The organism is Limosilactobacillus reuteri subsp. porcinus (assembly GCF_036621895.1).
GTDB classification, from domain to species: domain Bacteria; phylum Bacillota; class Bacilli; order Lactobacillales; family Lactobacillaceae; genus Limosilactobacillus; species Limosilactobacillus reuteri_J.
Genome location: NZ_LN887416.1, coordinates 1 through 23,386, shown reverse-complemented (window position 1 = coordinate 23,386; position 23,386 = coordinate 1). Strand labels below are relative to the sequence as shown.

The window sequence follows — 23,386 nt, the reverse complement described above, 5'->3', positions numbered from 1 at the left end:
TAATGGCGCTAACTTATCAACAACTATTAACGGCAGTTCCCGTTGTTCTCGATGCGGGTAATGTTCCGAATATTGTCGGGGATGCGGGGATCGGTAAATCTGCTTTAGTTCGTGAAATTGCTGCTAATCTGAATGCGGCATTATTTACTACGGTTGTCAGCTTAAGCGAAAAAGGAGACCTTGCAATTCCGGTTCCCCCCTTGACCAGTGAATCTTTTGTTGAAACGAAGAATTATGGTCGTCTTGCAAATGTACAATTCGGTTACTCTGAAACTTTAATTAGCATTATTAAGTATGCCGAAGCCCATCCTAATCAATCAATTATTTGGTTTTTAGATGAATTTAATCGTGGAACGCAAGCTGTTCAAAGTGAACTAATGAACCTTGTCCTTCAACGAAAGATTAATTCTTTGCAGTTGCCTTCCACAGTGCGGATCATTATTGCGGAGAATCCTGATTCTACGATGACAGGCTTTACTGATCGTGAATATGGTGTCGCGACTGGGGATGCTGCAATTAAAGATCGGACAGTTCGTTTAGTAATGACGAGTTCGACGGCTGAATGGTTAAAATGGGCCAAGACTGCTGGAATTAATGACCTTGTTTCCGCCTATCTTACGCAATACCCTGAACAATTATTAGTTATTGATCCGAATAATGAAGATTTAGCGCCCACGCCACGTGCTTGGGAAAGGGTTTCCCGCAATCTTGACCAATTACAGGCGTTAGATCAGAAAATGCAAAAAGAACTTGCTGCTGATATATTTAGTGGTGACTTAGGTGACGAAGTAGGGGTGGCCTTTGCTCAGTTTGTCCTTGCACAGGGTCAAGAGCTTACAGTGGAAACCTTGAAAGACGCCGAAGATGGCAAGGAGCAGTTTGAAAATGCTGATGAAGCAACCAAAATGCAAGTATTACGGTCATGGCTAAGTCCTAAGTTGGCATCTGAAGAAGAGGCAGCTCTATTTATTAAGTATCTCCAATTAGTTAGTGAGGATGGACAGTATGCGATTGTTCAAACAGTTGGTGAAGATTTCGTTGACCTCTTGCAAGTAATGTATGAGCAAGCCATCAAACATCCTCAAGGCTCTGTAGCACAACTTTATCAATACTTTGCGGAGGTTGCGACGCGTGGTGATAATCGATGAGTTTAGGTGACTTCCTAGCACGTTTACATCAAAATGACGGAAGCAATAGTCATGTAACGTCTGCGCAACGGATTAGGGAGGCAATTATTAGCATCCTCCAAAAACAACGCCTTTTTGGTGAGGTGTTGTTACAACTTTCACGAGAGACTGATTTACAGTTACCCGCAATGATGGGATTGAGGTGGGAAGACAATCGGCTTGTACTGGTTATTAACCCAGAAAAGTTAGCGCACGTTCGTAATGATGAACTTCAAAGCTTATTAGAACATGAAGCTCTTCATCTTATCTGGATGCATCCATTACGTTATGCTTCTTACCCTCATCGAGATTTAGTCCAGATTGCAACCGATGTAGCGGTAAACCAGTATTTAACTGAGCCGCCTCAGGGAACAGTAACCCTTAGCCAATTGGAAAAAGTTCTTCGTCAAAAGCTAATGCCAAAATTAGATTCGCAGGATTATCTCAATATATTAGAACAGCTGCCTGCTGAACAACAAGAAAAACTACATAAGCCAGGCCTTAAATTGAATGGTAGCAAACAAAAAGGAAATGCAACGGCAGATGAGGTTAAAACAGCCGATACTCATAACGGTTGGCAGGAATCTAAGACAAGTCAGCAGGTCAGCAATCAGGTCGTGCGCTTAGCGAATATTAAGCAGATTTTGAATCGTTCCTGGAAGCAAACCCCGCAACGAGATCGCGGTTTATTGCCAGAAAATGTAAAATCACAGTTGCAAAAAGCTCACCAAACCAAAATAGTTGATTGGCGGCAGGTTCTTAGGCATCAGTTTGGGTTGATTGCACGAGGACAAGTTAATTCGCATGCTCGCTTTAATCGCCGGCAACCATTGCGAATGGATTTGCCTGGCAAAGTTACGAGATTGAATCCGGCTGTTGACATTTTTGTTGATAATTCCGGATCAGTCACCGATCAAGAAATAGTTCAAACACTAATGACACTTGAAAAGATGCTTAAGAAAACGAAGCTGACAGCTAACGTTTATTCGTTTGATGCCCGGGTGACCACCAAACAAAAACTACATGATGGTAAAAAACTTGATTTTAGACGAACTGGTGGCGGGGGTACAAGTTTTCAGTGTATTTTTGACTATCTCCATCAGCACCACCTAACTAAACGAAATCGCATAATTATCATAATTACTGATGGGTGGGGAGAGGAAAAAATCAATAATTATCATTATCAAAATGTTTATTGGCTAATGATGACAAAGGCTAATCAATTATCAGTAAAAGAGCCACCGGGAAGAGTATTAGAAATGAGGGGATAATTGATGACGACAATTTTAAATCCACAGGCCATGCAAAAGGTACTTACCCATAGTAAGGAATATGAGCGAGCAATTGGTCTTCTTAATAAACGGTGGGATCCAGATGAGCAGCCGATCTTTCGAAATGTTCTCCAGTCCGCAGATGTTCAATTTGCTCGGCAGCTCCAAATTGCTGGATTGATTAAGGGCAAGGTTGACTTAAGTAGTTACCAGGAAGTAAATCAATTAATGATGCAACATGACTCATGGTTTTCAGAAAGTGCTCGGAAAACTTTATTAAGTCCTTTTATAGATTGAAGCAAATTCACATGAATTCCTAGTAAGCATAGTATAATAGTAAGTAATGTAACCTTTTAAGGAGGCCCTGCACATGGCAGTGAATAACGAATTAATTAAAGACGACTTATACGAAGCAGTAAACGGGGAATGGCTAAAGACGGCGAAGATTCCTGATGATAAACCAGCTACTGGGGGCTTCAATGACCTTGTTGATGAGATTGACAAGCAACTGATGGATGACTTTGATGCCTATGCAGAAGGGAAGGAAAAGTCTGAGGATTCGCGTTTTAACGAAATGATTAAACTATATCGCCTCGCCAAAAAGTTTGATTGGCGTAAGAAAGTTGGCCCGCAACCGCTTAAACGGATGTTGGCAAGCGTAGAGAATCTTAATTCATATGAAGATTACCAATCTCAATGGAAAAACTGGATTTTAGCGGGAATGCCTTCACCGATTAGTTTTGATATTGACGCTAATATGAAGAATGCGACTGTTTATGCTTTGTTTGCCTCATCACCGTCGCTTATTTTGCCTGACAAGAGCTACTATGAAGCAGAAAAGAAGGCTCAGCACGATCAATTACTCCAATTATGGTCTTCAATGGTGGAAGCCTTGATGGATAAGTTGGGGTATAGCAAAGAAGAAGCAAAAAAGATCATTGATGATGCAATCAAATTCGATGCCCTTCTTGCGCCAAATGTAAAGAGTGCTGAAGAAGCGGCTGATTACAGTAAGATGTATAATCCACAAACGGTTGCAGAACTAGCTAGTGCCACTGATCAACTTGATATTGCGGCAATAATTAAGCAGTTAGTTGGGGAAGAACCGAAAAAAGTAATTGTGACAGAACCGAGATACTTTAAGGCTCTGAATAAGATCTTACAAGATAACTTTGAGCTCTTTAAAAACTGGGCATTAGTTCGTGTCATCCGCGAAAATGCTAGTTACCTTGATGATGAAATGCGTGAAATCAATGGACGTTATGGTCGAGCACTTTCTGGTAGCAAGAAACCAGTTAGTCAGCGTAAATTTGCGTTTTATCTTGCCCGCGACATGTTTAGTCAAGTAGCTGGTGATTATTATGGGAAGAAGTACTTTGGACCACAAGCTAAGGCAGACGTTCACCACATGGTTGAGCAAATGATTAAAGTCTATAAGGGACGTTTGACCAATAATCAATGGCTTAGTAAGGATACCCGTGATAAGGCTATTCTTAAGCTTGATAAACTGGGTATTCAAGTCGGATATCCAGATAAGATCCCTGCTCTTTATGATCAATTTAAGGTTGATGAAGAAGAATCATTGATTGCAAACTTAAATCAATTAACAGTGACGGCTAATAAAGAATTATTCAGTCGTTGGAATAAACCTGTTGATCGGATGCGGTGGGAAATGAGTGCGGCCACAGTCAATGCTTACTACCACCCATTTAAGAATATCATTGTATTCCCAGCGGCAATCCTACAGGCACCGTTCTACTCGTTGAAACAAAGCAGCAGCCAAAATTATGGTGGAATTGGTGCAGTAATCGCTCATGAAATTTCCCACGCCTTTGACAATAACGGGTCATTATTTGATGAGTTTGGAAATCTTAATAACTGGTGGACAGATGAAGATTCTGCACACTTTAAGCAATTAGCCCAAAAGATGATTGAAGAATTTGGTGGGATCCCATTTGCTGGGCAAAAGGTAAACGGGAAGCTCACGGTTTCTGAAAATATTGCCGATGCAGGAGGCCTTAGTTGTGCACTTGAAGCAGCAAAAACTGAAGCTGACTTCAATGCCCAAGAATTCTTTATTAACTGGGCAACTATTTGGCGAATGAAAGCAACGGAACAATACATGCAATTACTGCTTTCAATTGATGTCCATGCACCGCAAAAATTACGTGCTAATATTCAAGCAGAAAATCTCGATGACTTCTACACAGCATTTGAAATTAAACCTGGTGATGAAATGTACCGGGCGCCAGAAGATCGGGTTCATATTTGGTAATTTAAGATTTACAGAAGGTTGGAAGTTGCTCCAGCCTTTTTTGTTTGCTATGATTCTTAGCGTGACAAATATCGCCTTCTTCGGTAAAGTTTAAGCATGGTTAATTTCCCGGGAAATAAATTGAATTGAAGGTAGGAGAACTTATTGAAATTTGCCGATAAAATGAAATTATATCGTCGTCAAAAAGAATGGACTCAGCAGGATGTAGCGGAACGATTGTTGATCTCACGTAAAACAATTTCTAGTTGGAAAAATGGTCGAAGTTATCCTGATATTTTTATGTTAGTTCAAATAAGTGATCTCTACCATGTTAGTTTGGATGATTTATTACGGGAGGATCATGAGATGATAAATAATTATAAAGAAGAGCACAGAATGAATAAACGAGTGGACAAAGTTTTTGTACTTTGCTATTTTTTGAATGTTATCGGTGCTGTAGTTATAATGCTAAAACCAATTTTACCCTTTTTGAGTCATTACTCACTAAAACCGCTATTTACGATTATTTCTTTTATTATTGTTTCTAGTCTTATAATATTAGTCAGTTATGCTGATTGGTCTAAAATAAAAAATAAGCTTGGAATTTGGATAACGTGGCTGATAATAACATTATTAGAAGTAAGGTTAACATTTCCAATCAATGTCCCAATAAATGACAATGGAATTGGATATATCTGTGGTGCATTAACAGGGAATGTATTGGTAGCATTATGTTTAACTTGCACTGTCTGGCTATATCCGCAGTTTAAAAAGCGAAAGGGTTGATTTTATTGTCAGTAATCAACGTAATCAAGGGAGATATTACCAAAATAAAAGTTGATGCAATTGTTAATGCCGCTAATACAACTTTAATGGGTGGCGGTGGTGTCGATGGTGCGATTCATCAAGTAGCGGGTCCAGCGTTATATGGCGCCTGTGAGAAATTTCATGGATGTCCAACGGGAGAAGCACGGATAACTGGCGGCTTTAACTTACCAGCCAAGTTTATTATTCACACGCCTGGACCGATTTGGCATGGTGGTGATAATGGGGAAGATCAATTGTTAGCCAATTCTTATCACAATAGCTTGCGGTTGGCTGATAAACATTTATGTCGGACGGTTGCTTTTCCTTCTATCAGTACAGGGGTATATGCTTTCCCGCTTGAAAGGGCAGCAAAAATTGCGATTAAGACGATTAAAGATTTTCTCCCTACTGCTAATTATGTTGATCAAGTAACGATGGTTTGCTTTGATGATAAAACCTTTGCTGCTTATCAATCACAACTTTATTAAGCTAAATAGTTCAAAACTATTGGAAATTAATTGTTAAACGTTTATAATTTTCTGGATTGACTTTTTCCGGAAAATTTTTTGTTTTAAAAAGGAGGTTTATTGTGAAGCACGCTAAATTGCGATCGTTCACTTTTATTCTTGTTGCATTTATGCTGGGATGTAATGAGTTTATGGTTGTGGGCGTTTTATCAGATATTGCACGGAGTTATCATGTTCCACTTTCCACAGTTGGCTTTTTGGTGACAGCTTTTGCAGGAGTCTATGCGATTAGTACGCCAATTATTACTACCTTAACTAGCAATTGGAATCGATATAAGCTTCTTATGCTATTAATGACCGTCTTTTTCATTGGTAATACTTTAACTGCGATGGCCCCAACACTTGGCTGGCTCCTATTTGCGCGAATTATTACTGCCGCTGTTGCTGGAACCATTATTTCATTAATTAACTTGTTAGTTAGTATAATTACACCAATGGACAAGCGGCCAATGGTTCTAGCGTGGGTCGGCGCAGGTTTTAGTATTGCATCGGTCATTGGAGTTCCTCTTGGTACAACCATCGCAACGTTACTTTCCTGGCACGATAGTTTTTGGATCATTTCGGGATTAACATTAATTGTGTTTGCATTGTTAGTCTGGCTTACTCCTCCTGATACACCTCAAGTTAAAGGGAGTATTTTAGAACAATTAGCATTATTAAAAGATCACCGTGTTTTATTAGGAATTGGAATCACGGTGGCTGTCTTAAGTCTCCAGTATACTTTCTATACTTATGTCCGGCCGCTAATTACTACTGTGATGGGCTTTAGCTTAACTAGTTTAAATTGGTTGCTGCTTCTTTTAGGGGTAATGAGTATTATTGGTAACGAAATTGCTGGGATCGTTGCGAGTCACAATGGGGTTCAAAAATTACCATTTGTCTTTATTCTCATGACAATATTAAGTCTTATTCTTGGGATTGCATTAGGAAATAAGATCACGGGAATGCTTGTTCTAGCAGCTCTTTGTGTCGTTGTAATTATATATGGAACAACTATTCAACTGGTATTTATTAGTGTAGCAGAGAAAGAATATCCGCAGTCATTAGCTTTAGCAACATCATTAATTTCGATTTTCGCTAATGTTGGAATTTCACTTGGATCTTTCACGGCTTCGACTACTGTTAACTTTGCTAATTTAACGATGCTTGGCTATGTAGGTGCAGTGTACGGACTTTTAGCGATCGGGTTATCTTTTGCTCTTCGTCGTTTTTACCGAAAATAATCTCTGAACCTGCTGAAAAGTAAGCAAAGAATGGCTATAATGAATCAGTAATACTACTAGGGAGATTATTAAATTATGGATATTGTTTGGACATGGGATGTTATTCGCCGCATTATTGAAGTCCTATGGTTAATTAACATCGCTTTTGCAGTATGGACCGTTTTTCGTAGTCGTCGGGATATTGCATCAACTTGGGCATGGCTATTAGTCTTAACTATTTTGCCAGTAGTTGGATTTATCCTGTATCTTTTTGTGGGACGACAATTATCCCACGATGAGATATTTAGTATTCAAGATGAACAAAAACGATTACGGACCAAATATCTTGAAAAGCAACGAAAGCTAAGTGAAGAACATGAATTAATGCCCAAAGGAAGCCGGTTGTCGCGTGATCGCCAGCTGGTTAACCTTTTTTTGAGTTTGAATGATTCAGTAGTAACCTTTAATAATAAAGTTCACGTATTTATTGATGGGAAAAAGAAGTTTGATAAGTTAATTGACGATATAAATCATGCAACTGATCATGTATATATTGAATACTATTCCTTTTATGCTGATAATCTAGGGAAGCGGGTGTTGGCAGCCTTAGAAGATGCAGCTGCACGGGGAGTAAAAGTCCGTGTTCTCTATGATTTAAGTGGGTCTCATGGGACTACTTTCAAATTTTTTAAGCATTTAGAAGAGTTGGGTGGAGAAGCGCAAGCATTTATTGCCGCTGCCAAAGCTTATTTTCAAACGCCACGGTTAAACTATCATCTTCACCGTAAACTAGCTATTATCGATGGCAAGATTGGTTACATTGGTGGATTCAATATCGGTGATCAATACCTTGGCGAAGATCCTAAGTTTGGTTATTGGCGTGATACCCATCTCCGTGTCGTCGGGCAAGCAACGATGATGATGACAGTGCGGTTTGCGATGGACTGGAATACAACCTGTCGGAAAACTCATAAAAAGAAAATTGACCTTGAAAAAGAATTTAAGAATTTTGAACTGGTTGCACCGGATGGCGATCCAGATGAGGTTCCAATGCAAATCGTATCTTCTGGACCAGATAATGAAAATTATTCAATTCGACGGGGATATGAATCAATTATTAGCTCGGCACGAAAATATGTTTATATTCAATCGCCATACCTTATTCCAGAAGATTCAGTGCTGGAAGCATTAGTAATTGCTGCAAGAAGTGGAATTGACGTCCGAATTATGATTCCATGTATGCCTGATCATCCATTTGTTTATCGGGCAACGGAATATTATGCTAAATACTTAGTGAACAACGGGGTAAAAGTTTACAAGTACGATAATGGCTTTATTCATTCAAAGACGATGGTTAGTGGGAGCAACATTGCTTCTGTTGGTTCGGCAAATATGGATTACCGTAGCTTTAGACTTAATTTTGAAGTCAATGCATTTGCGTACAATGAAAAACTAACAGCGCAGTTAAAGCAAGACTTTGAAAATGACATGAAAAAGAGTACGTTACTTACGCCTGAATATTTTGCGAATCAATCAAAATGGCGGAAATTCAAGCAATACTTTTCTCGCTTGCTTTCACCAATTTTATAAAGAATCGAAAAATGACCAAGAAGCAGAATTTTATGTGCTCTTGGTCATTTTTCATTAATAATATTCTTCAATACAATAATTTTTTTGATGGCACTTATTGCATGTAAGATACCTTGTGTTAGGGGTATGACGGGCAAAAAGCCACTTACTAAACGAAACTCTAAATTGGTGAGAACAATGAGGAAAAATATAGCAAGTATGATGGTAATAATTTATAGCAATATACCAAGTTAAAGCAACTGTAATAAGAATTCCTAATAATAACCATATCAAATTTCCTTGATAAAAAAGAAAGTAAAGAATGCTACCCCAGAGAATGAAATCGATAATGCTACCAATAAGCAATAATTTAATTCGTAACAGTTTTAACTTCTTTGTTTTCTTGATCTTGTCAAAAATACTTTGACTGATATTTCCTGGGAAATCATAATGTTTATTCAAAAAAGTTTCTAATTGAGATAGACTTGCTAATTGTTTTGAAGCGTCTTTAATTTCCTGCTTGAGTTTTCTTCGTTGGTTAACAATTAGGCTTTTTAGAATATTATTGTCAGTGTCATTAATAATCTGTTGAATATCTTTTAAGCTGAATCCTAGTTGTTTATAAATTAGAATTTCTTGAAGTTGTTTAAGGTCTTGATCATTATAATGGCGCAATCCGTTCTCAGTTCGTTTAGCATGAAGCAACCCACGGCGGTCATAGTATTGGATTGTCCTGATTGAAACATTACATTTTTTTGCTAATTGACCAGTCGTATACATATTGACCACTCCTTTCATACTATTAAGTGTAGCCAATGACGTAAGGTCGCGGTCAATAGGAAAAAGAAAAGAGATTAGATTAAAAATATCTTAGTCTCTTTCCTTTTTAAATTTTTAGTAATTAAATAATTCTGTTGAAAGGTAACGGTCACCGCCATCAGGAGCAACAGTAATAACTTGCTTACCCTTACCAAGCTTTTTGGCAACTTCAATCGCACCTTTGATATTAGCACCAGCTGAGATACCAACAAGGATTCCTTCTTGATGACCGACTTCACGTGCCATCGCAATTGCGTCATCACTCTTAACTTCGAGGATTCCGTCATAAACATCAGTATCAAGAACTTTCGGGATAAAGCCAGCACTGATCCCTTGAATTTTGTGCTTGCCACCTTTTCCTTCTTTTAATACTGGAGATTCTGCTGGTTCAAGAGCATAAACCTGAACATTAGGATTAGCTTTTTTCAATGCATGACCAACCCCAGTAAGTGTTCCTCCAGTACCAACCCCAGCAACAAATGTGTCAGGAATATCATCGCCAAATGCTTCAAGAATTTCTTTTCCTGTAGTTTTTTCGTGAATTGCTGGATTTGCTGGATTGTCAAATTGCATTGGCATAAAGTAGCCTTTTTCTTTAACTAGTTCTTCTGCTTTTGCAATTGCACCCTTCATTCCGTCGGCACCGGGAGTAAGAATAAGTTCGGCTCCATAACCTTGCATGAGTTTCCGGCGTTCAACACTCATTGTTTCTGGCATGGTGATGACAAGATGGTATCCCTTAGCAGCGGCAACCATGGCTAAACCAACCCCAGTGTTTCCAGAGGTTGGTTCGACAATTGTACCACCTGCTTGTAATTTACCGGCTTTTTCTGCTTCCTCAATCATGGCAAGAGCAATCCGATCCTTAATTGAACCACCAGGATTAAAGAATTCAAGTTTTACATAGACGTCTGCTGCATCTTCAGGAACAACGCGATTTAACTTAACAATCGGAGTGTTACCGATTAAATTTACGATTGAATTTGTGATTTTCGTCATATTAATTACTCCTTTACAAATTGTTGTGTAGCTATGTGGTCCGCAACTGAATGAAGCCAATTATCAAAGAACACTCGTTGGGTAGTTGCCCAGCTGAATTCGGGATCTTTCATATGAAGCGGATCGCGAAAGTAGTTTTGCGGCTTGATATACTCAACGCCGGGATTAGCATTCCGTTCTCGCAAATATTCCTTTAGAAGGGCATCCTTTCCGTATTCAAGATGAGAGAAAAGAAAGTATTGGTTCTTTTCTCGAGCGCGGAACGAGAATAGGAAGTTGTTTTTGGTCACAGCATTAATAACTAATCGTGGATCTTTCATAATCTTGTCAATATCAAGTTCGGCATAACGAGCGTGGGGAGCAAGAAAGCCATCAGGTAATCCTTTTAAGAGGGGGTCTGGCGCGCGCAAATAATTATGGAAGACTCCAAAAATTTTTTCAGGTAATTGAAATTTGGGAATATCATAAAGGTAGTTAGCAGCCGCCATCGCTCCCCAGCACACGTAAAGTTGCGGAATGTTATTGGCAACTAATACGTCAATCAGTTGATGAATTTCATCAAGATACGTAATTTCTTCAAATGTAAGTTGTTCGATTGGCGCGCCGGTGATAATAAAAGCATCCATTGTGGCAACTTGCTTTAAATCTAAAGGCTGGGAAATCTCTTGAACAAGGTCAGGGACAGGGCGAGAAGTATAGTGTGTTTGCGGGTAAAAGTATTGTACATCAACATTGTAGGGTCCCTCAGAAAGTACTTTTGTAAATCGCAGTTGAGTATCTACTTTGTCATGCATTAAGTTAAGAATTCCTATTCTTAATGGATCGGCCGTCATGAAATCACCTCGATATAATCTAAATTAAACTAAAAACTGTCACTAAACATACCGTAGATTAATCACGCCTAAATAAGGGCAGTTTAATCTGTCGTGAATAGTTTAGCAACAGCTTGTAAGTTTTTCTATGATGGTGGTGTTAATAAGAATCATGAACGACATCTCCTTATTTATCGGCCGTACTTATTTATAGTAATTAAAGTGTAACCGTTAAAATAAGAAATGTCAATTTATAGTATTTAACCTTGCTCAACAATTTTACGGTACATTCTGGTAGTAAGTCCATAAATAGCAAAGTAAAGGCATAGAAGGACAAGAGTGATTGATACGGCAATTATCGCCATCAATCGAACATTATAGAAATTAAATTGAATTAGAATTTGTCGAATTGCAGGGATCGCAAAGCAAAGATTAATTATTGCACCAACTACTGGCAACATGAAGACCATCAGTACTTGACTATGAATACTCTTGGTTGTTTCTTTCTCACTTAAACCAACTTGTTGCATAGTCTTAAAGCGATATTGATCTTCATAACCTTCAGTAATTTGTTTAAAGTAAATTACAACAGTTGTCGTGATTCCTAGGGCAAAGCTAATGAGAATTCCTAAAAAGACGATTCCGCCATAGAGACTGGTCAATTGACTACGAAGGTTTGTCCGGGAAGAATATGCTTGGTTTGGCAAGTGAAGCTGGGCTTGAAGATCATTTTCAAAGTTAAGATGAGCTTTCTTACTGCCGTTTAAGTGATAATTAATTCCTGTGAAGTTAATTGTGGTAGTGTTTGCCGGAAGCATATTTGTGATTATAAAAATTGGCGAATAAATCGCGTGACTTGGATTGAAATAGTAGTGAAAGTCATAGATAGGAGTAGCTTGGTATTTTTGTGTACCAATCTGTAAAGCACCGCGATGCTGCTTTAGCAAGGGAATAAATTAAGGCCTTATTTGCTGCTAATTTAACATGTTTATCCGTAATCCGATTATAAGTTGCTGTCGACATGGTAATGACCGTATTGGTAGTTTGATTAGTCATATTCTGTAAATCACCTTGGTTGATGAAATGATTATTTTCCCAGTAGCCGTATTGCGGAGCGCTCGTTGTAAAGGTAACAGGCTTATTAAGTTGAGCATGGTGTTTTTTGGCAACAGAATTGATAGTTGATTCTTGTTGTGATGTGAGTTTCTGCGAGGTGATAATTGTAAGGTCGCGTGGGGCATAAGAATTGACCGTATCATTAATGCCGGCATACATAGTTAAAGATGTAAATAAAATTACAAGGACAGAGCTACAGAGTAAACAAATCGTTGCAAGACTAGCACCATTTTGTTCCATCCGTTGTAACATTCCGGAAACCGCGATAAAGTGGCGAGGGCGATAGTAATATCCTTTGTTTTTTTGCAGGAGTTTAAGGACAATGATGCTACCAGCAATAAAAATGAGGTATGTTCCAATCACAACTAAGAAGACGGCAGTCATGAATGTTGTTAAAGCAGATATCCGCGGTTTAACTGTAATTGTAAGATAATAGGCGTAGGCAAGGACTGCAACACCCACAAGGCCAGCAAAAGTAAAGAACTTACCATTCCGCGCGATAATATTTTTGTGACAACTAAAGTGGCAGAAGAAAATCAAGGTTACGATAAGGCCATTGAATCTGTCAAAGAATCCTTACGTAAATTACAAATGGATTACGTTGATTTGTTGCTTGTTCACTGGCCAATTGAACGATCATTTTTTGACACCTGGCGAGCTTTTGAAGAAATGAAAAAAGAAGGGCTGACTAGGTCAATTGGTGTAAGCAACTGCCAAATGATTCATCTTCAATATTTAGCAACCCAAGCAAATGAAATGCCAGTTGTTGATCAAATTGAGTTGCATCCGCTATTAACACAAAAACCACTATTAGAATTTAATCGTCAACATCAAATAGTAACGCAAGCCTGGAGTCCATTAGGGCGAGGAGCAGTTCTCAATGAACCAGTATTAAAAGATATTGCTGCTGCTCATAATAAATCCACCGCGCAAATTATACTGCGGTGGCATTTCCAGAATGGTGTTTCTTTTATTCCCAAGTCAGTTCATGAAGAGCGAATTGCCCAAAACGCTGATATTTATGATTTTGAACTTAACGCCCAAGAAATGGCACAGATAGATGCATTAAATGCTTATCATCGTACTGGTCGTGAACCAGAATTAGTTTATGAATACAATAAACAATATTAAACAAAAAACAGCAAATTGACTGAATTTTCAATCTCTTTGCTGTTTTTAGATTTATTCTAAGCCCAATTCTTTGGCATAGGCTGCTTCTTCCTTACTGAGGCGTTGACGTTCACGTTCGTTGTACCATGGTGAAATGGTAAAGGCGAGAACATCATTAATAAGGTAAATTGAGCTGTTAACGGCCATTGCTAAAGTGGCAGATCCTTGCTTGTAAGAAACAAACCAGAGTACTAGTTGTGCAAGACCAGATGCAAGCCACCAGAAATATTGGTTGTTAAAACGCAAGAAGCAAATAACACCAGCGGAAAGACTGATGGAAAAGCTGATTGCATCAATCCATGGTCGTGGATCGTCAGTAAGATGACCGATTAAATAACCAGAAACAAAATAAACAATAATTGTTGCAATGACGGCAACCGTCCATGAACGAGCATTGAATTTACGGATCTTTGATGCCATGTTAACATTCCAATTTGCGGAAAGTAATACTGGTAAATCGAGGGTAATAACATAGGCGATTTGTTCGGCAATACTTAAATAATTTTTAGCACTAAAACCAGCAATGATGAAACATAATGCTGATAAAATACCTAAGAAACCATTTACCGACTTAGCAGCATTGATTGCTAAAACGCAAAGTACTCCAAGCGTGGTTCCAATAAATGTAATGATAGTTACCCACGTTATTGGAGCACTAACTAAAGTTATTACCTGACAGCCGAGACTGAAAAAGAATAGGTAATAATTTTGTTGTGGCCAGCCCTTTAATTGGTGGGCAAGAAATTTAAAATAATCGCTAATCATTAATATAACTCCCTCTACTATATGTTGTGCAATATCGTGGTTGCCGCCGGCTAGTAACACAAGATATTGTGGATGCAAAAAAAGCAACGTTTAATAGTATACCGGGTCAAAATCAGGGATGCAATACCCAAAAGTTTATTTAATCAGTCGCTTAGATTAATTAAAGGGCGGAAAATTAACCCTATCGTTGAAAATAATAAATTTAAAAATTTCCTTTAGCGGATTACGGAACATCGAATGACTTATCAACACTATAATTCAACTTTAACAATTTTAACTTTATATGAAGATTGTGGAACTTCAACAGTTACAGTTGTCCCAGCTGTTTTGTGAAGAAGGGCTTGACCGAGGGGAGAATCAAAGGAGATTTTTTGTTTGGCAAGATCAGCTTCCTGCTTTCCCACAATATGATAAGTTTCTTGTTCATGGTCATCCTCAAATTCAATTGTCACGGTTGTCCCTAAATCAATAGTGTGATCATTCTTGGGAGTTACAATTTCAGCATATTGAAGCTGTTTATTGAGGTACCGAAGCCTGCTCTCAAGGTGGCGTAATTCACGCTTAGCAGTACTATATTCCGTATTTTCGGATAAGTCACCAAGTGCACGGGCAGCTTTTAATTGTTCAATTTTTGCAGGTCTTTGCTGTTGTAATTTTGCAATTTGTTCTTCAATTTCATGATAGCCATTTGCAGTCATTTTTTGAAAATAGACATTTTTCATTGCTTCTTGGATCTTTTTTCGTTGCATTGGTATAGTTTCTCCTTGTATATTAGCAATCTTGTTATATTTACTAGATATAATTATGATATGATAGAAAGGAAAATTCAATTTGGAGACGGAGGATATATAGATAATGAACGAACAAGAACAACATATTGACCAGTTTCTTACTTCGTCCAACTATCATCAGTTATCTGCTAATCAGCAAAAGCATGCACAGGATATTTTGACGCGTTTTAATAACCAGATGGCAAATGATCAGCATTTGACCGACACTACTTGGACACCAGAAGCAGTAAAAGCGGTCATGGTCGGGGAATTCATCGCTGATCCAGCACTAACTAATCAATTTGGAATTGCGGTTGTTCCAGTTTTGCGAGCTTATCAAGAATTTTTGAAAGTTGAAAATCTTGCGGAAGTTGTAAAAGCAATGGAAGAACAACGGACAAAGATGAACGAGTGTCGGAAAGCACATAAGGCATGGGCCCAATTACATGGGGATGCGGAAAATGACGAAGCAGAAGCAACCTCAGTTCAAGCAAGTCCTGCTAAAAAAGAAATTACATGGACACCTGAGAAGTTCAAGGATTTATTAGCAAATGTGCAACAAGCTATTAAGTCTGCTTTCCAATTCAATAATCTTGAATTAGATGATGTTGAGTTGAACTATGTTGTGCAAGAGTTCTTGGAATTAATGGTACAAGAATGCAATGAATATCCAGGTCAATGGACTTTCAGCAACTTGCAACGCGTATTAGGCATGATGATGCCATTAGATCCACATATTTCAATTAAGCAAATTCACAACATCGTACCGAGCGCGCAGGCCTTGTTTGAGTACTTGAAGCAAAATGATTATATCAATATGGATCAATACAAGTTGGGCTTAAAGGCAATTGCTAATATGCAACCATCAGAAGACATGCTTGCCTCATTAAATCGTGATGAGCGGGAAACACAATTAGTTTTATCATTCATCAATAGTAATGGTATCGATACTGATGATGTAGATGTGGCAGAAGCGTGGATGGACGAACATAAGCAGGAAGTTGCTGACTTTATGCGTGGCCTCCTGAATCCATGGGGCGAATATGAACGTAAGCGCCTGCTCAAGCGTCAACGCGAAATGCAACAAAAGCAACAAGTGGCTAAGAGTAACGATAACCAAGTTGATTCACAATTAAAGCGGAAAAAGAAGTCCCTTCAAGGAATCAAGTTTAGTAAAAAGGCTCGACGAAAATTACGTCGCCATTAATTTTTTAGAGGAGGAATCCATAATGAGCGTTGAAATTCCAGAAAATATGGAAGAAGTAGCAATGCAGCTGGCTCAACATCAAGTACGTGGTGAGCAAGTTGACGAAAAGGCTGTTATTCAAAATGCTGTTCGGGATATACTCCAAGCATTTTTTGATGAAGCTCTTGAAGGCCATTACGATGATGTTAAGTGGGATGGGGATGACCTAGTCGTTACGGATATTATGGGTGATGAAGCAGGACGTATTCAACCACAATCGAGCTCATTTATTGATGACTTTAAGAACGATGCTGATTCATTAATTGAACGGCTTGAAAATGCGACAGCCAAAATTGTGGGTGGTCGTTAAGATTTTTATCGAAATAGAAAATGACCCGTGGAAAATTCCGCGAGTCATTTTCTATTTTAAAGACGATTTTTAATTTCGTAGGGCTTTGACTTCTCGTGTTCAGCTGGTAAGGCATCCTTAGCGTAAAAAATTGCGTATTCTTTATCGTTAGGATCTTTAGCGATGACAAGTTCGTCATTATGACGTGCTTGTTTAAAAATTTGTCCTTTCCGAACAGCTTCATTATAGTCATGAATATTAGCGACTGAATCGCCTGGATTAAAGAAAATTCTTGTTTCCATTATAAGTTCCTCCTCATGAACGACTTGGCAAATCAATTTGTGCTTTTGCTAGAATATGACCTTTGGCCGCATGGATAAAGTCATTAAGCCAGTATTTATTTTCTAAGGGTAAAGTGTCATCTAATGCAAACACCATTAAAGTATAATCATGAGTTTTGTCGGGAGGTTGTGGACCCACATAACCACTAGTTATCAATGGGTTTCCATTAACCAACGAGCTGGCATTGCTATTATTCCCCTGCACAAATTTATCTGCTAATTCTCGACTAGCATTTGCAGGGATATCTGTTAACGTTGCTGGAATGTTGGCGGCTAACCAGTGGATCCAAGTAAAGCCACAGACAGGTGTTGAGTCATAATCAATAAAGACGAGTGCAAATGTCTTTGTATCTGCTGGTGCGTCGGTAATTTTAATTGGAAATGACTTAATTGGATGGTCAGCTAGCATATCAGCTGCTGGCGCATATTTACCATATTCATCTGCTAACATCCCATTAATTAATGGTACTGAGATTTGCATAAAAATTCCTCCTTATAAGACAATTATAATCGAGCTTAATCTAAATACAATTTTCGTAAATCTTTTATTTCGGTAGGCGTAATATCAAGATAATTATTAAGATATTGATTAACGTTTCCGTAATTTTGAGTAATGATTTTGATTGCTGTATTTAGGTAATCAGGAGCTACTGAGGCAAGGGCAGCCCGATTTGTCACTAGTGCCTCGCTGGCTCCATGATTCCGCATGTCTTGCAACCAGTGATTACGAAACTCCTGAGTAACAGTATTTGTTAACAGGTAATCTTCCATAATAATCTTTTGCTCAACCCCGAGGGCACTAAGAATAAGATAAGCAGCCATCCCTGTCCGATCTTTACCAGCAGTACAATGAAATAGCAAGGCACCGCGTTCATTATTCAATAAGAGATTAAGTAATTTCTGGTAAGCTTGCTTGGCTGAAGCAGCTGTGGTCATTCGGTGATAAACATCAATCATATGGTGATAACCGTTTCCTGGCTGTTGCATCTGCGCGGCGATTTCTTCATCACTATGCGAGGCGTCTGTTTCGTCGGCTTCGAAAACAGGTAAATGATAATACTTTGCTTGGGAAGGCACTCGATCAGGGTCTTTCTTTACTTCATCGGGAGCGCGAAGGTCGATATCTAGAGAAATGGGAATATTATCTAAAACAGTGAGATCATTTCGATCTAAATGAGCAAGTGAGCCTGTGCGAATAAGCCGATGCCATTTAATTTGATGCCCATCTGCTGTTGGATAACCTCCAAGATCACGAAAATTATAGCCATTTTTTATTGGAAGTAAGCGTTGGTTAGCCATGAAAATCCTCCTCGTATTAACTCTTATTACTATTGTACACTGAATTGAGATAAAAGAGGTTGTAAAGCTTGCGTAAGCATTTTTCCTTCCGCGATAGCGCCAGCTTGATCAGGATGGAGCCCATCAGTGAAACTATGGGACCAAGTTTTGGTTTCAATTATCGAACAGTTATGTTTAGTGGCAATTTTTCGAATTTCAGAAGCAAAAGTCTGACTAAAAGGAATTATGATCGCTAAAGGAGTACGTGGAAAGGTTAGCTTAACTTGCTGGATAAAAAGGTCGAAAGCGGCAGTAAATTGGGCTAAGGGGAAACGACGGTCATTAACGCCTAAATTAATCACGGTGAGATCAGGATGATTAGGCGTCCATAATGTTTGATCATCGATTTTTCCTAAAAAGACATCGGCAGTTGGTACCCCGCCAGTAGCAGGTCTTAGCACTCCCCCAGCAGAGTAGGCTATTCGAACACTATCGACGTTAAGCAGGTCTGCACAGATTCCTGCATAGTTAGTTTCTGGTCGGTAGTCAGCAGCAGGATGATTGCCAACTACCCAACAACCGGCCGTGATTGAATCACCGATAAAGTTGACCACAGGACGCTGCGGGGCTGCCATAATTGCGCCGTTATCGAGATAAATGTTTTTAATTGCAAAGCCTTCATTACCTTGCCACACTTCGTCAATGTCGGAATTACCGGCTGCCATTATTTCGATGGTATGTAATATCGAATCAAGTGGAATATCAATTTTTTCTAAGCTAGCTTGTGCCCGTTGCCACTTTCCGCCATCAATTCGAAATGCAAACACTTGGCTAGGAGATAGGGAATCTTGATTTGGCAAAACAGTAATTTGACATTTTTTAGCATTTGAAACCTTAAAACGAAGGTAGCTTCCAAGGTTAGTGGTGTATAAGGTGGGCATATTATTAATCTTTTTAACGGTCCAGCGTCCAGTACGTGAAGCAAATTTAATTAGATCAGTTGGTTGGTAGTTCTTCATTTAAATCCTCCAATTATTTATGACTAGTGTAGCATTAAAGAAGAAATTGTGTATATCAGCCCTTACCCTTTGTAACCGTTTTCTTAGTTGTGTTGGATTATTTGTAAGCGCTTATTGACGAGATGGTTAAAAAGTAGTAAATTATATTTAGTAAAAGTTTACTAATGTTTGTTTGATGTATGGAGGTTATTCTGATGGATAAGCAACAATTTTTAGCTGAATACCAAGATGTATTTAAGGAACCGGGGAAGGATGTATTTTTCTCACCAGGACGGATTAATGTGATCGGGGAACATACTGATTATAATGGTGGTCATGTTTTTCCATGTGCAATCAGTATTGGGACCTATGGGGTATATGGACCGCGTGAGGACACAACAGTCGCCATTTACTCAGCTAATTCAGCAAAAGAAGAAGACAGTAAGATTATTACTTTTGACATTAATGATACAGAACCGCAAAGTGCTAAAGATGAAAAGTGGGTTAACTACTTTAAGGGGATGCTGGTTTATCTAAAGCAACGGGGCTTCAAGATTGATCACGGATTTAACTTATACATCCACGGTTTTCTTCCTTATGGTTCAGGCTTATCATCATCAGCATCAATTGAAATGTTGATGGGTAATATTTTGAAAGATGAATTTAATCTTGATATCGATGAAATTGAATTAGTAAAACTCGGACAAAAGACTGAAAATGACTTTGTTGGTCTTAATTCCGGAATCATGGACCAGTTTGCTGTCGGAATGGGTAAAGAAAATAATGCAATTTATCTTGACTGTAATACCCTTGAATATAAGTATCTGCCACTTGAACTTGGTGACTATGAAATAGTTATCATGAGTACTAATAAGAATCACTCCTTAGCTGGTTCTAAATACAACGAACGGGTTCAAGAATGTGAAGAAGCAGTTAAACGCCTTAACAAGAAACTAGATATTAATAAGTTGGGTGAATTAGATTCCGATACATTTGATCAATATACTTCTCTAATTGATGATGACACACTAATCCGTCGAGCACGGCATGCTGTAAGTGAAAATGAACGGACGAAAAAAGCTATTGATGCAATGGGAAAGGGCGACCTTGAAGAACTGGGGCGGCTAATCAATGCTTCCCATGTTTCTCTAAAATATGACTATGAAGTAACTGGTAAAGAGCTTGATACCCTAGCAGAAAACGCATGGGATCAACCGGGCTGCCTTGGTGCTCGAATGGTCGGCGGTGGATTTGCCGGCAGTGCGATTGCTATTGTTAAGAAGTCAGAAGCAGAAAACTTTAAGAAAAACGTTGGCAAGATTTATCGTGACAAGATTGGTTACGATGCCAGTTTCTATGATGCTGAAGTTGTTGATGGACCACATAAGCTTTAATAGTATTTTAGTGGGGGAATGAGAAAATGAAGTTAATGGAAAAGTTTGCTGACCAAGTGATTGCTAGTGGAACTTATGAACCACTCGACCGGATCTATGTCTTAAACAAGATTCGGGGCTTTGTTGGTGATGAAGATGTTGAAGCTAAAGATGATGAATCTGTTGTTAGTCAACTTGTTGATTTAGCTGTTAAACGCGGCAAAATTGATGATGGTCAAACTGCTAAGGAAATTTTAAACGATCAGCTTTATGATTTGATGACCCCAACGCCATCAGTAGTTAATCATAAATTCTGGGAAAAGTACCAACAATCTCCATCAAGTGCGACTGATTGGTTCTATAACTTATGTACTAGCAACGACTATGTTAAAGTAGCTGCTATCAAGAAGAATGTTGTCTTTGATAAACCAACTAAGTATGGCAATCTTGAAATTACCATCAATCTTTCAAAGCCAGAAAAAGATCCCAAAGCAATTGCAGCGGCTGCTCATGATACCGCTAAGAAGTATCCACAATGTGCCCTTTGCATGGAAAATGAGGGTTACAAGGGACGTCTTGGACAGGCAGCACGAAGCAACCACCGTATTATTCGAATTACAGTAGGTGAGCAACAATGGGGATTCCAGTATTCTCCATACGCTTACTTTCACGAACACTGTATCTTCCTTGATAGTAAGCATGAGCCAATGGAGATTAATCGGCAAACTTTAATTAACTTAGTTGAAATTGAAAAACAATTCCCAGCTTATTTCGTTGGAAGCAATGCGGATTTACCAATCGTTGGTGGATCAATGCTTGCTCATGAACACTACCAAGGTGGTAAGCATATTTTCCCAATGATGAAAGCCTCTATTAAGAAAGAATTGTACTTTGATGAATATCCAGCTGTTAATGCAGGAATCGTTAACTGGCCAATGTGTGATATTCGTTTAACTAGTACCGATACTGAGCAACTAATTGATCTTGGTACACATATTATTAAGGTATGGGATCAATACAGTGATGAAAGTCTTGATATTAAGGCTTTTGATGGTGAACTTCGTCATCATACTGTTACCCCAATTATGCATCGGGAAGGCGATAAGTTTGTTCTTGATTTAGTTTTGCGGGATAATAATACTAATGATGAATATCCACTCGGAATCTTCCATCCACATGAAAAGCTATGGCACATTAAAAAGGAAAATATCGGTTTGATTGAAGTGATGGGTCGTGCTATCTTACCAGCGCGGCTTAAGGATGAGTTAAATGAAGTCAAGAAGTTTTGGCTTGGTGCTGAAAATAAGATTGCAGATAGTCATCTTCCATGGGCAAAAGAAGTTCAGTCAAGGATTAATATCACCGAGGATAATGTCGATGAGGTTATGGAACAAGAACTTGCTAATGTCTTTGCTAATGTTTTGGAAAATGCGGGAGTCTTTAAGGATAACACAGCTGGAAATGAAGGTTGGCAACGATTCATTGATGCTTTAAAATAGTTTTAACCTAAGATGAAGAAAGGGGCGCTGAAGCAGTATGGCAGTAACATTACATGATATCGCGGATAAAGCAGGGGTATCTATTGCGACTGTATCGCGAATTTTAAATAATGATGTGACGCTTTCTGTAAATGAAAAGACACGTCAGCGAGTGTTAGCCACTGCCGAAGAGTTTAACTATACTAAGCATAAGCGGGCACGTAATAACCAAGTACAACGAGTAGCTGTTGTTCAATGGTATTCTCTTACACAAGAATTAGATGACCTGTATTACATGGCAATTCGGATGGAAATCGAACGAGCAGCGCAACAACAGGGACTACAGACTGTTCCCGTTTACCAAAACAATATGGAAGAGATTCCTCGTGACGTTACGGGCATCATCGCGATTGGAAAATTTAGTGATTCGCAAGTTCAAGCATTGCGGTTAGTAACTTCTAATATTGTGTTTGTTGATTACGATAGTTTGGCTGCCGGTTACGATTGCTTAGTACCGGACTTTGAAAATGCAGTGCGGTCAGTTATTTCAGAATTTGTTAGCGAAGGAATTAACGATATTGGTATGTTGGCAGGAACTGAAAAGACAACGGATCAACAAATTGTTCCTGATTTGCGGCGATTCTATTTTGAAAGTAACTTACGTCAACAAAACCTTTATCATCCAGAATTTATATTTGCTGGCGACTACACCTCGATGTCAGGATATAACGCGATGAAAAAGGCAATTGCGACGCTTGGTGACCGTATGCCGCATGGAATCTTTGTTGCCAATGATCCGATGGCAGTTGGCGCGCTTAAAGCGATTCAAGAAGCCAAAATTAACGTTCCAAATCGAATCGCCTTGATTAGTTTTAACGATACGGCAATCGTTAAGTACGTTTATCCAAGTATGTCAGCAGTACACATTGCCACTGATGAAATGGCACATGCCGCAGTTGATATGATGATTAAACGGCTGCAAAATCCGAATAATGACCCATGCAAGACAGTTGTCGGAACTCACTTGATCAAACGGCAAACAACCCGATAGCATATGAAAAATGATTCAGTTTTGATAGTAATGGCGTTATTGCTTTTACTAATTGAAACTGAATCATTTTATCCATAAATTTGCG

At 38.7% G+C, this 23,386-nt stretch carries 22 protein-coding genes and 2 pseudogenes; 14 read left to right on the top strand and 10 right to left on the bottom strand.

Annotation, left to right across the window (positions count from 1 at the left end; genetic code table 11):
- Positions 1 to 2 precede the first annotated feature (2 nt).
- From AACL61_RS05700 to cls, 8 genes are all read left to right on the top strand, one after another.
- On the top strand, positions 3 to 1,148 hold the full coding sequence (locus tag AACL61_RS05700) for an AAA family ATPase (protein ID WP_102816330.1): 1,146 nt from the start codon (positions 3 to 5) through the stop codon (positions 1,146 to 1,148).
- Complete coding sequence (locus AACL61_RS05695) at positions 1,145 to 2,437, top strand: vWA domain-containing protein (RefSeq protein ID WP_102816329.1); 1,293 nt, start codon at positions 1,145 to 1,147, stop codon at positions 2,435 to 2,437. The genes AACL61_RS05700 and AACL61_RS05695 overlap by 4 nt, the downstream gene beginning before the upstream one ends.
- Before the next feature lie 3 nt (positions 2,438 to 2,440).
- Complete coding sequence (locus AACL61_RS05690) at positions 2,441 to 2,734, top strand: hypothetical protein (protein ID WP_019251966.1); 294 nt, start codon at positions 2,441 to 2,443, stop codon at positions 2,732 to 2,734.
- Positions 2,735 to 2,807: 73 nt separating this feature from the next.
- Complete coding sequence (locus AACL61_RS05685; protein WP_339111113.1) at positions 2,808 to 4,712, top strand: M13 family metallopeptidase; 1,905 nt, start codon at positions 2,808 to 2,810, stop codon at positions 4,710 to 4,712.
- Between the two features lie 144 nt (positions 4,713 to 4,856).
- Complete coding sequence (locus AACL61_RS05680; protein WP_339111112.1) at positions 4,857 to 5,477, top strand: helix-turn-helix domain-containing protein; 621 nt, start codon at positions 4,857 to 4,859, stop codon at positions 5,475 to 5,477.
- 5 nt (positions 5,478 to 5,482) lie between these two features.
- The gene (locus tag AACL61_RS05675) at positions 5,483 to 5,986 is read left to right on the top strand and encodes an O-acetyl-ADP-ribose deacetylase (protein WP_102816515.1); all 504 of its coding nucleotides are present in this window, start codon (positions 5,483 to 5,485) and stop codon (positions 5,984 to 5,986) included.
- Between the two features lie 101 nt (positions 5,987 to 6,087).
- Positions 6,088 to 7,248 (top strand): MFS transporter, encoded by a 1,161-nt coding sequence (locus AACL61_RS05670; protein WP_339111111.1) that lies wholly within the window; start codon positions 6,088 to 6,090, stop codon positions 7,246 to 7,248.
- 75 nt (positions 7,249 to 7,323) lie between these two features.
- A complete protein-coding gene (gene cls / locus AACL61_RS05665; protein WP_339111110.1) occupies positions 7,324 to 8,817 on the top strand; it encodes a cardiolipin synthase in 1,494 nt (497 codons plus the stop codon).
- Between the two features lie 54 nt (positions 8,818 to 8,871).
- On the opposite strand, the gene AACL61_RS05660 is transcribed toward cls, so the two are convergent.
- The 4 genes and pseudogenes from AACL61_RS05660 to AACL61_RS09930 all read right to left on the bottom strand — a co-directional run.
- On the bottom strand, positions 8,872 to 9,576 hold the full coding sequence (locus AACL61_RS05660) for a MerR family transcriptional regulator (RefSeq protein ID WP_231125385.1): 705 nt from the start codon (positions 9,574 to 9,576) through the stop codon (positions 8,872 to 8,874).
- 114 nt (positions 9,577 to 9,690) lie between these two features.
- Positions 9,691 to 10,614 (bottom strand): cysteine synthase A, encoded by a 924-nt coding sequence (gene cysK / locus AACL61_RS05655; RefSeq protein WP_102816511.1) that lies wholly within the window; start codon positions 10,612 to 10,614, stop codon positions 9,691 to 9,693.
- Positions 10,615 to 10,619: 5 nt separating this feature from the next.
- A complete protein-coding gene (locus tag AACL61_RS05650; protein ID WP_102816510.1) occupies positions 10,620 to 11,447 on the bottom strand; it encodes a homoserine O-acetyltransferase/O-succinyltransferase family protein in 828 nt (275 codons plus the stop codon).
- 239 nt (positions 11,448 to 11,686) lie between these two features.
- A pseudogene (locus AACL61_RS09930) lies at positions 11,687 to 13,043 on the bottom strand (ABC transporter permease); the annotation flags it as partial.
- Here AACL61_RS09930 and AACL61_RS05635 point away from each other — a divergent pair.
- A pseudogene (locus AACL61_RS05635) lies at positions 13,020 to 13,673 on the top strand (aldo/keto reductase); the annotation flags it as partial. The pseudogenes AACL61_RS09930 and AACL61_RS05635 overlap by 24 nt on opposite strands.
- A 51-nt stretch (positions 13,674 to 13,724) precedes the next feature.
- On the opposite strand, the gene pnuC reads toward AACL61_RS05635, so the two are convergent.
- Both pnuC and greA read right to left on the bottom strand, forming a co-directional pair.
- A complete protein-coding gene (pnuC, locus tag AACL61_RS05630; protein ID WP_102816509.1) occupies positions 13,725 to 14,477 on the bottom strand; it encodes a nicotinamide riboside transporter PnuC in 753 nt (250 codons plus the stop codon).
- A gap of 251 nt (positions 14,478 to 14,728) precedes the next feature.
- Positions 14,729 to 15,226 carry a transcription elongation factor GreA gene (greA, locus tag AACL61_RS05625; protein WP_102816508.1) on the bottom strand — a complete coding sequence of 166 codons (498 nt, stop codon included), beginning with the start codon at positions 15,224 to 15,226 and terminating at the stop codon, positions 14,729 to 14,731.
- 106 nt (positions 15,227 to 15,332) lie between these two features.
- On the opposite strand from greA, the gene AACL61_RS05620 reads away from it, so the two are divergent.
- A complete protein-coding gene (locus AACL61_RS05620; protein WP_339111109.1) occupies positions 15,333 to 16,454 on the top strand; it encodes a hypothetical protein in 1,122 nt (373 codons plus the stop codon).
- 22 nt (positions 16,455 to 16,476) lie between these two features.
- A complete protein-coding gene (locus tag AACL61_RS05615; protein ID WP_066036003.1) occupies positions 16,477 to 16,803 on the top strand; it encodes a hypothetical protein in 327 nt (108 codons plus the stop codon).
- A 56-nt stretch (positions 16,804 to 16,859) separates the two neighbouring features.
- Here AACL61_RS05615 and AACL61_RS05610 read toward each other — a convergent pair whose 3' ends face one another.
- Genes AACL61_RS05610 through AACL61_RS05595 form a run of 4 tightly spaced genes read right to left on the bottom strand, consistent with a single transcriptional unit; the run spans position 16,860 to position 19,420 of the window.
- Positions 16,860 to 17,084, bottom strand: coding sequence for a hypothetical protein (locus AACL61_RS05610; RefSeq protein ID WP_003664967.1), 225 nt, complete (start codon positions 17,082 to 17,084; stop codon positions 16,860 to 16,862).
- Positions 17,085 to 17,097: 13 nt separating this feature from the next.
- The gene (locus AACL61_RS05605; protein WP_085678563.1) at positions 17,098 to 17,604 is read right to left on the bottom strand and encodes a YbhB/YbcL family Raf kinase inhibitor-like protein; all 507 of its coding nucleotides are present in this window, start codon (positions 17,602 to 17,604) and stop codon (positions 17,098 to 17,100) included.
- Positions 17,605 to 17,639: 35 nt separating this feature from the next.
- Entirely contained in the window at positions 17,640 to 18,422 is a 783-nt protein-coding gene (locus AACL61_RS05600) for a tyrosine-protein phosphatase (protein WP_085678565.1), read from the bottom strand.
- A gap of 29 nt (positions 18,423 to 18,451) precedes the next feature.
- Positions 18,452 to 19,420 (bottom strand): SGNH/GDSL hydrolase family protein, encoded by a 969-nt coding sequence (locus AACL61_RS05595; RefSeq protein WP_102816934.1) that lies wholly within the window; start codon positions 19,418 to 19,420, stop codon positions 18,452 to 18,454.
- A gap of 194 nt (positions 19,421 to 19,614) precedes the next feature.
- Between AACL61_RS05595 and AACL61_RS05590 the strand changes: the two genes are divergently transcribed.
- Genes AACL61_RS05590 through AACL61_RS05580 form a run of 3 tightly spaced genes read left to right on the top strand, consistent with a single transcriptional unit; the run spans position 19,615 to position 23,301 of the window.
- Positions 19,615 to 20,793, top strand: coding sequence for a galactokinase (locus tag AACL61_RS05590; RefSeq protein WP_102816933.1), 1,179 nt, complete (start codon positions 19,615 to 19,617; stop codon positions 20,791 to 20,793).
- Between the two features lie 26 nt (positions 20,794 to 20,819).
- Complete coding sequence (locus AACL61_RS05585) at positions 20,820 to 22,271, top strand: UDP-glucose--hexose-1-phosphate uridylyltransferase (RefSeq protein WP_339111108.1); 1,452 nt, start codon at positions 20,820 to 20,822, stop codon at positions 22,269 to 22,271.
- Between the two features lie 37 nt (positions 22,272 to 22,308).
- Entirely contained in the window at positions 22,309 to 23,301 is a 993-nt protein-coding gene (locus tag AACL61_RS05580; RefSeq protein WP_152697189.1) for a LacI family DNA-binding transcriptional regulator, read from the top strand.
- Positions 23,302 to 23,386: the final 85 nt, after the last annotated feature.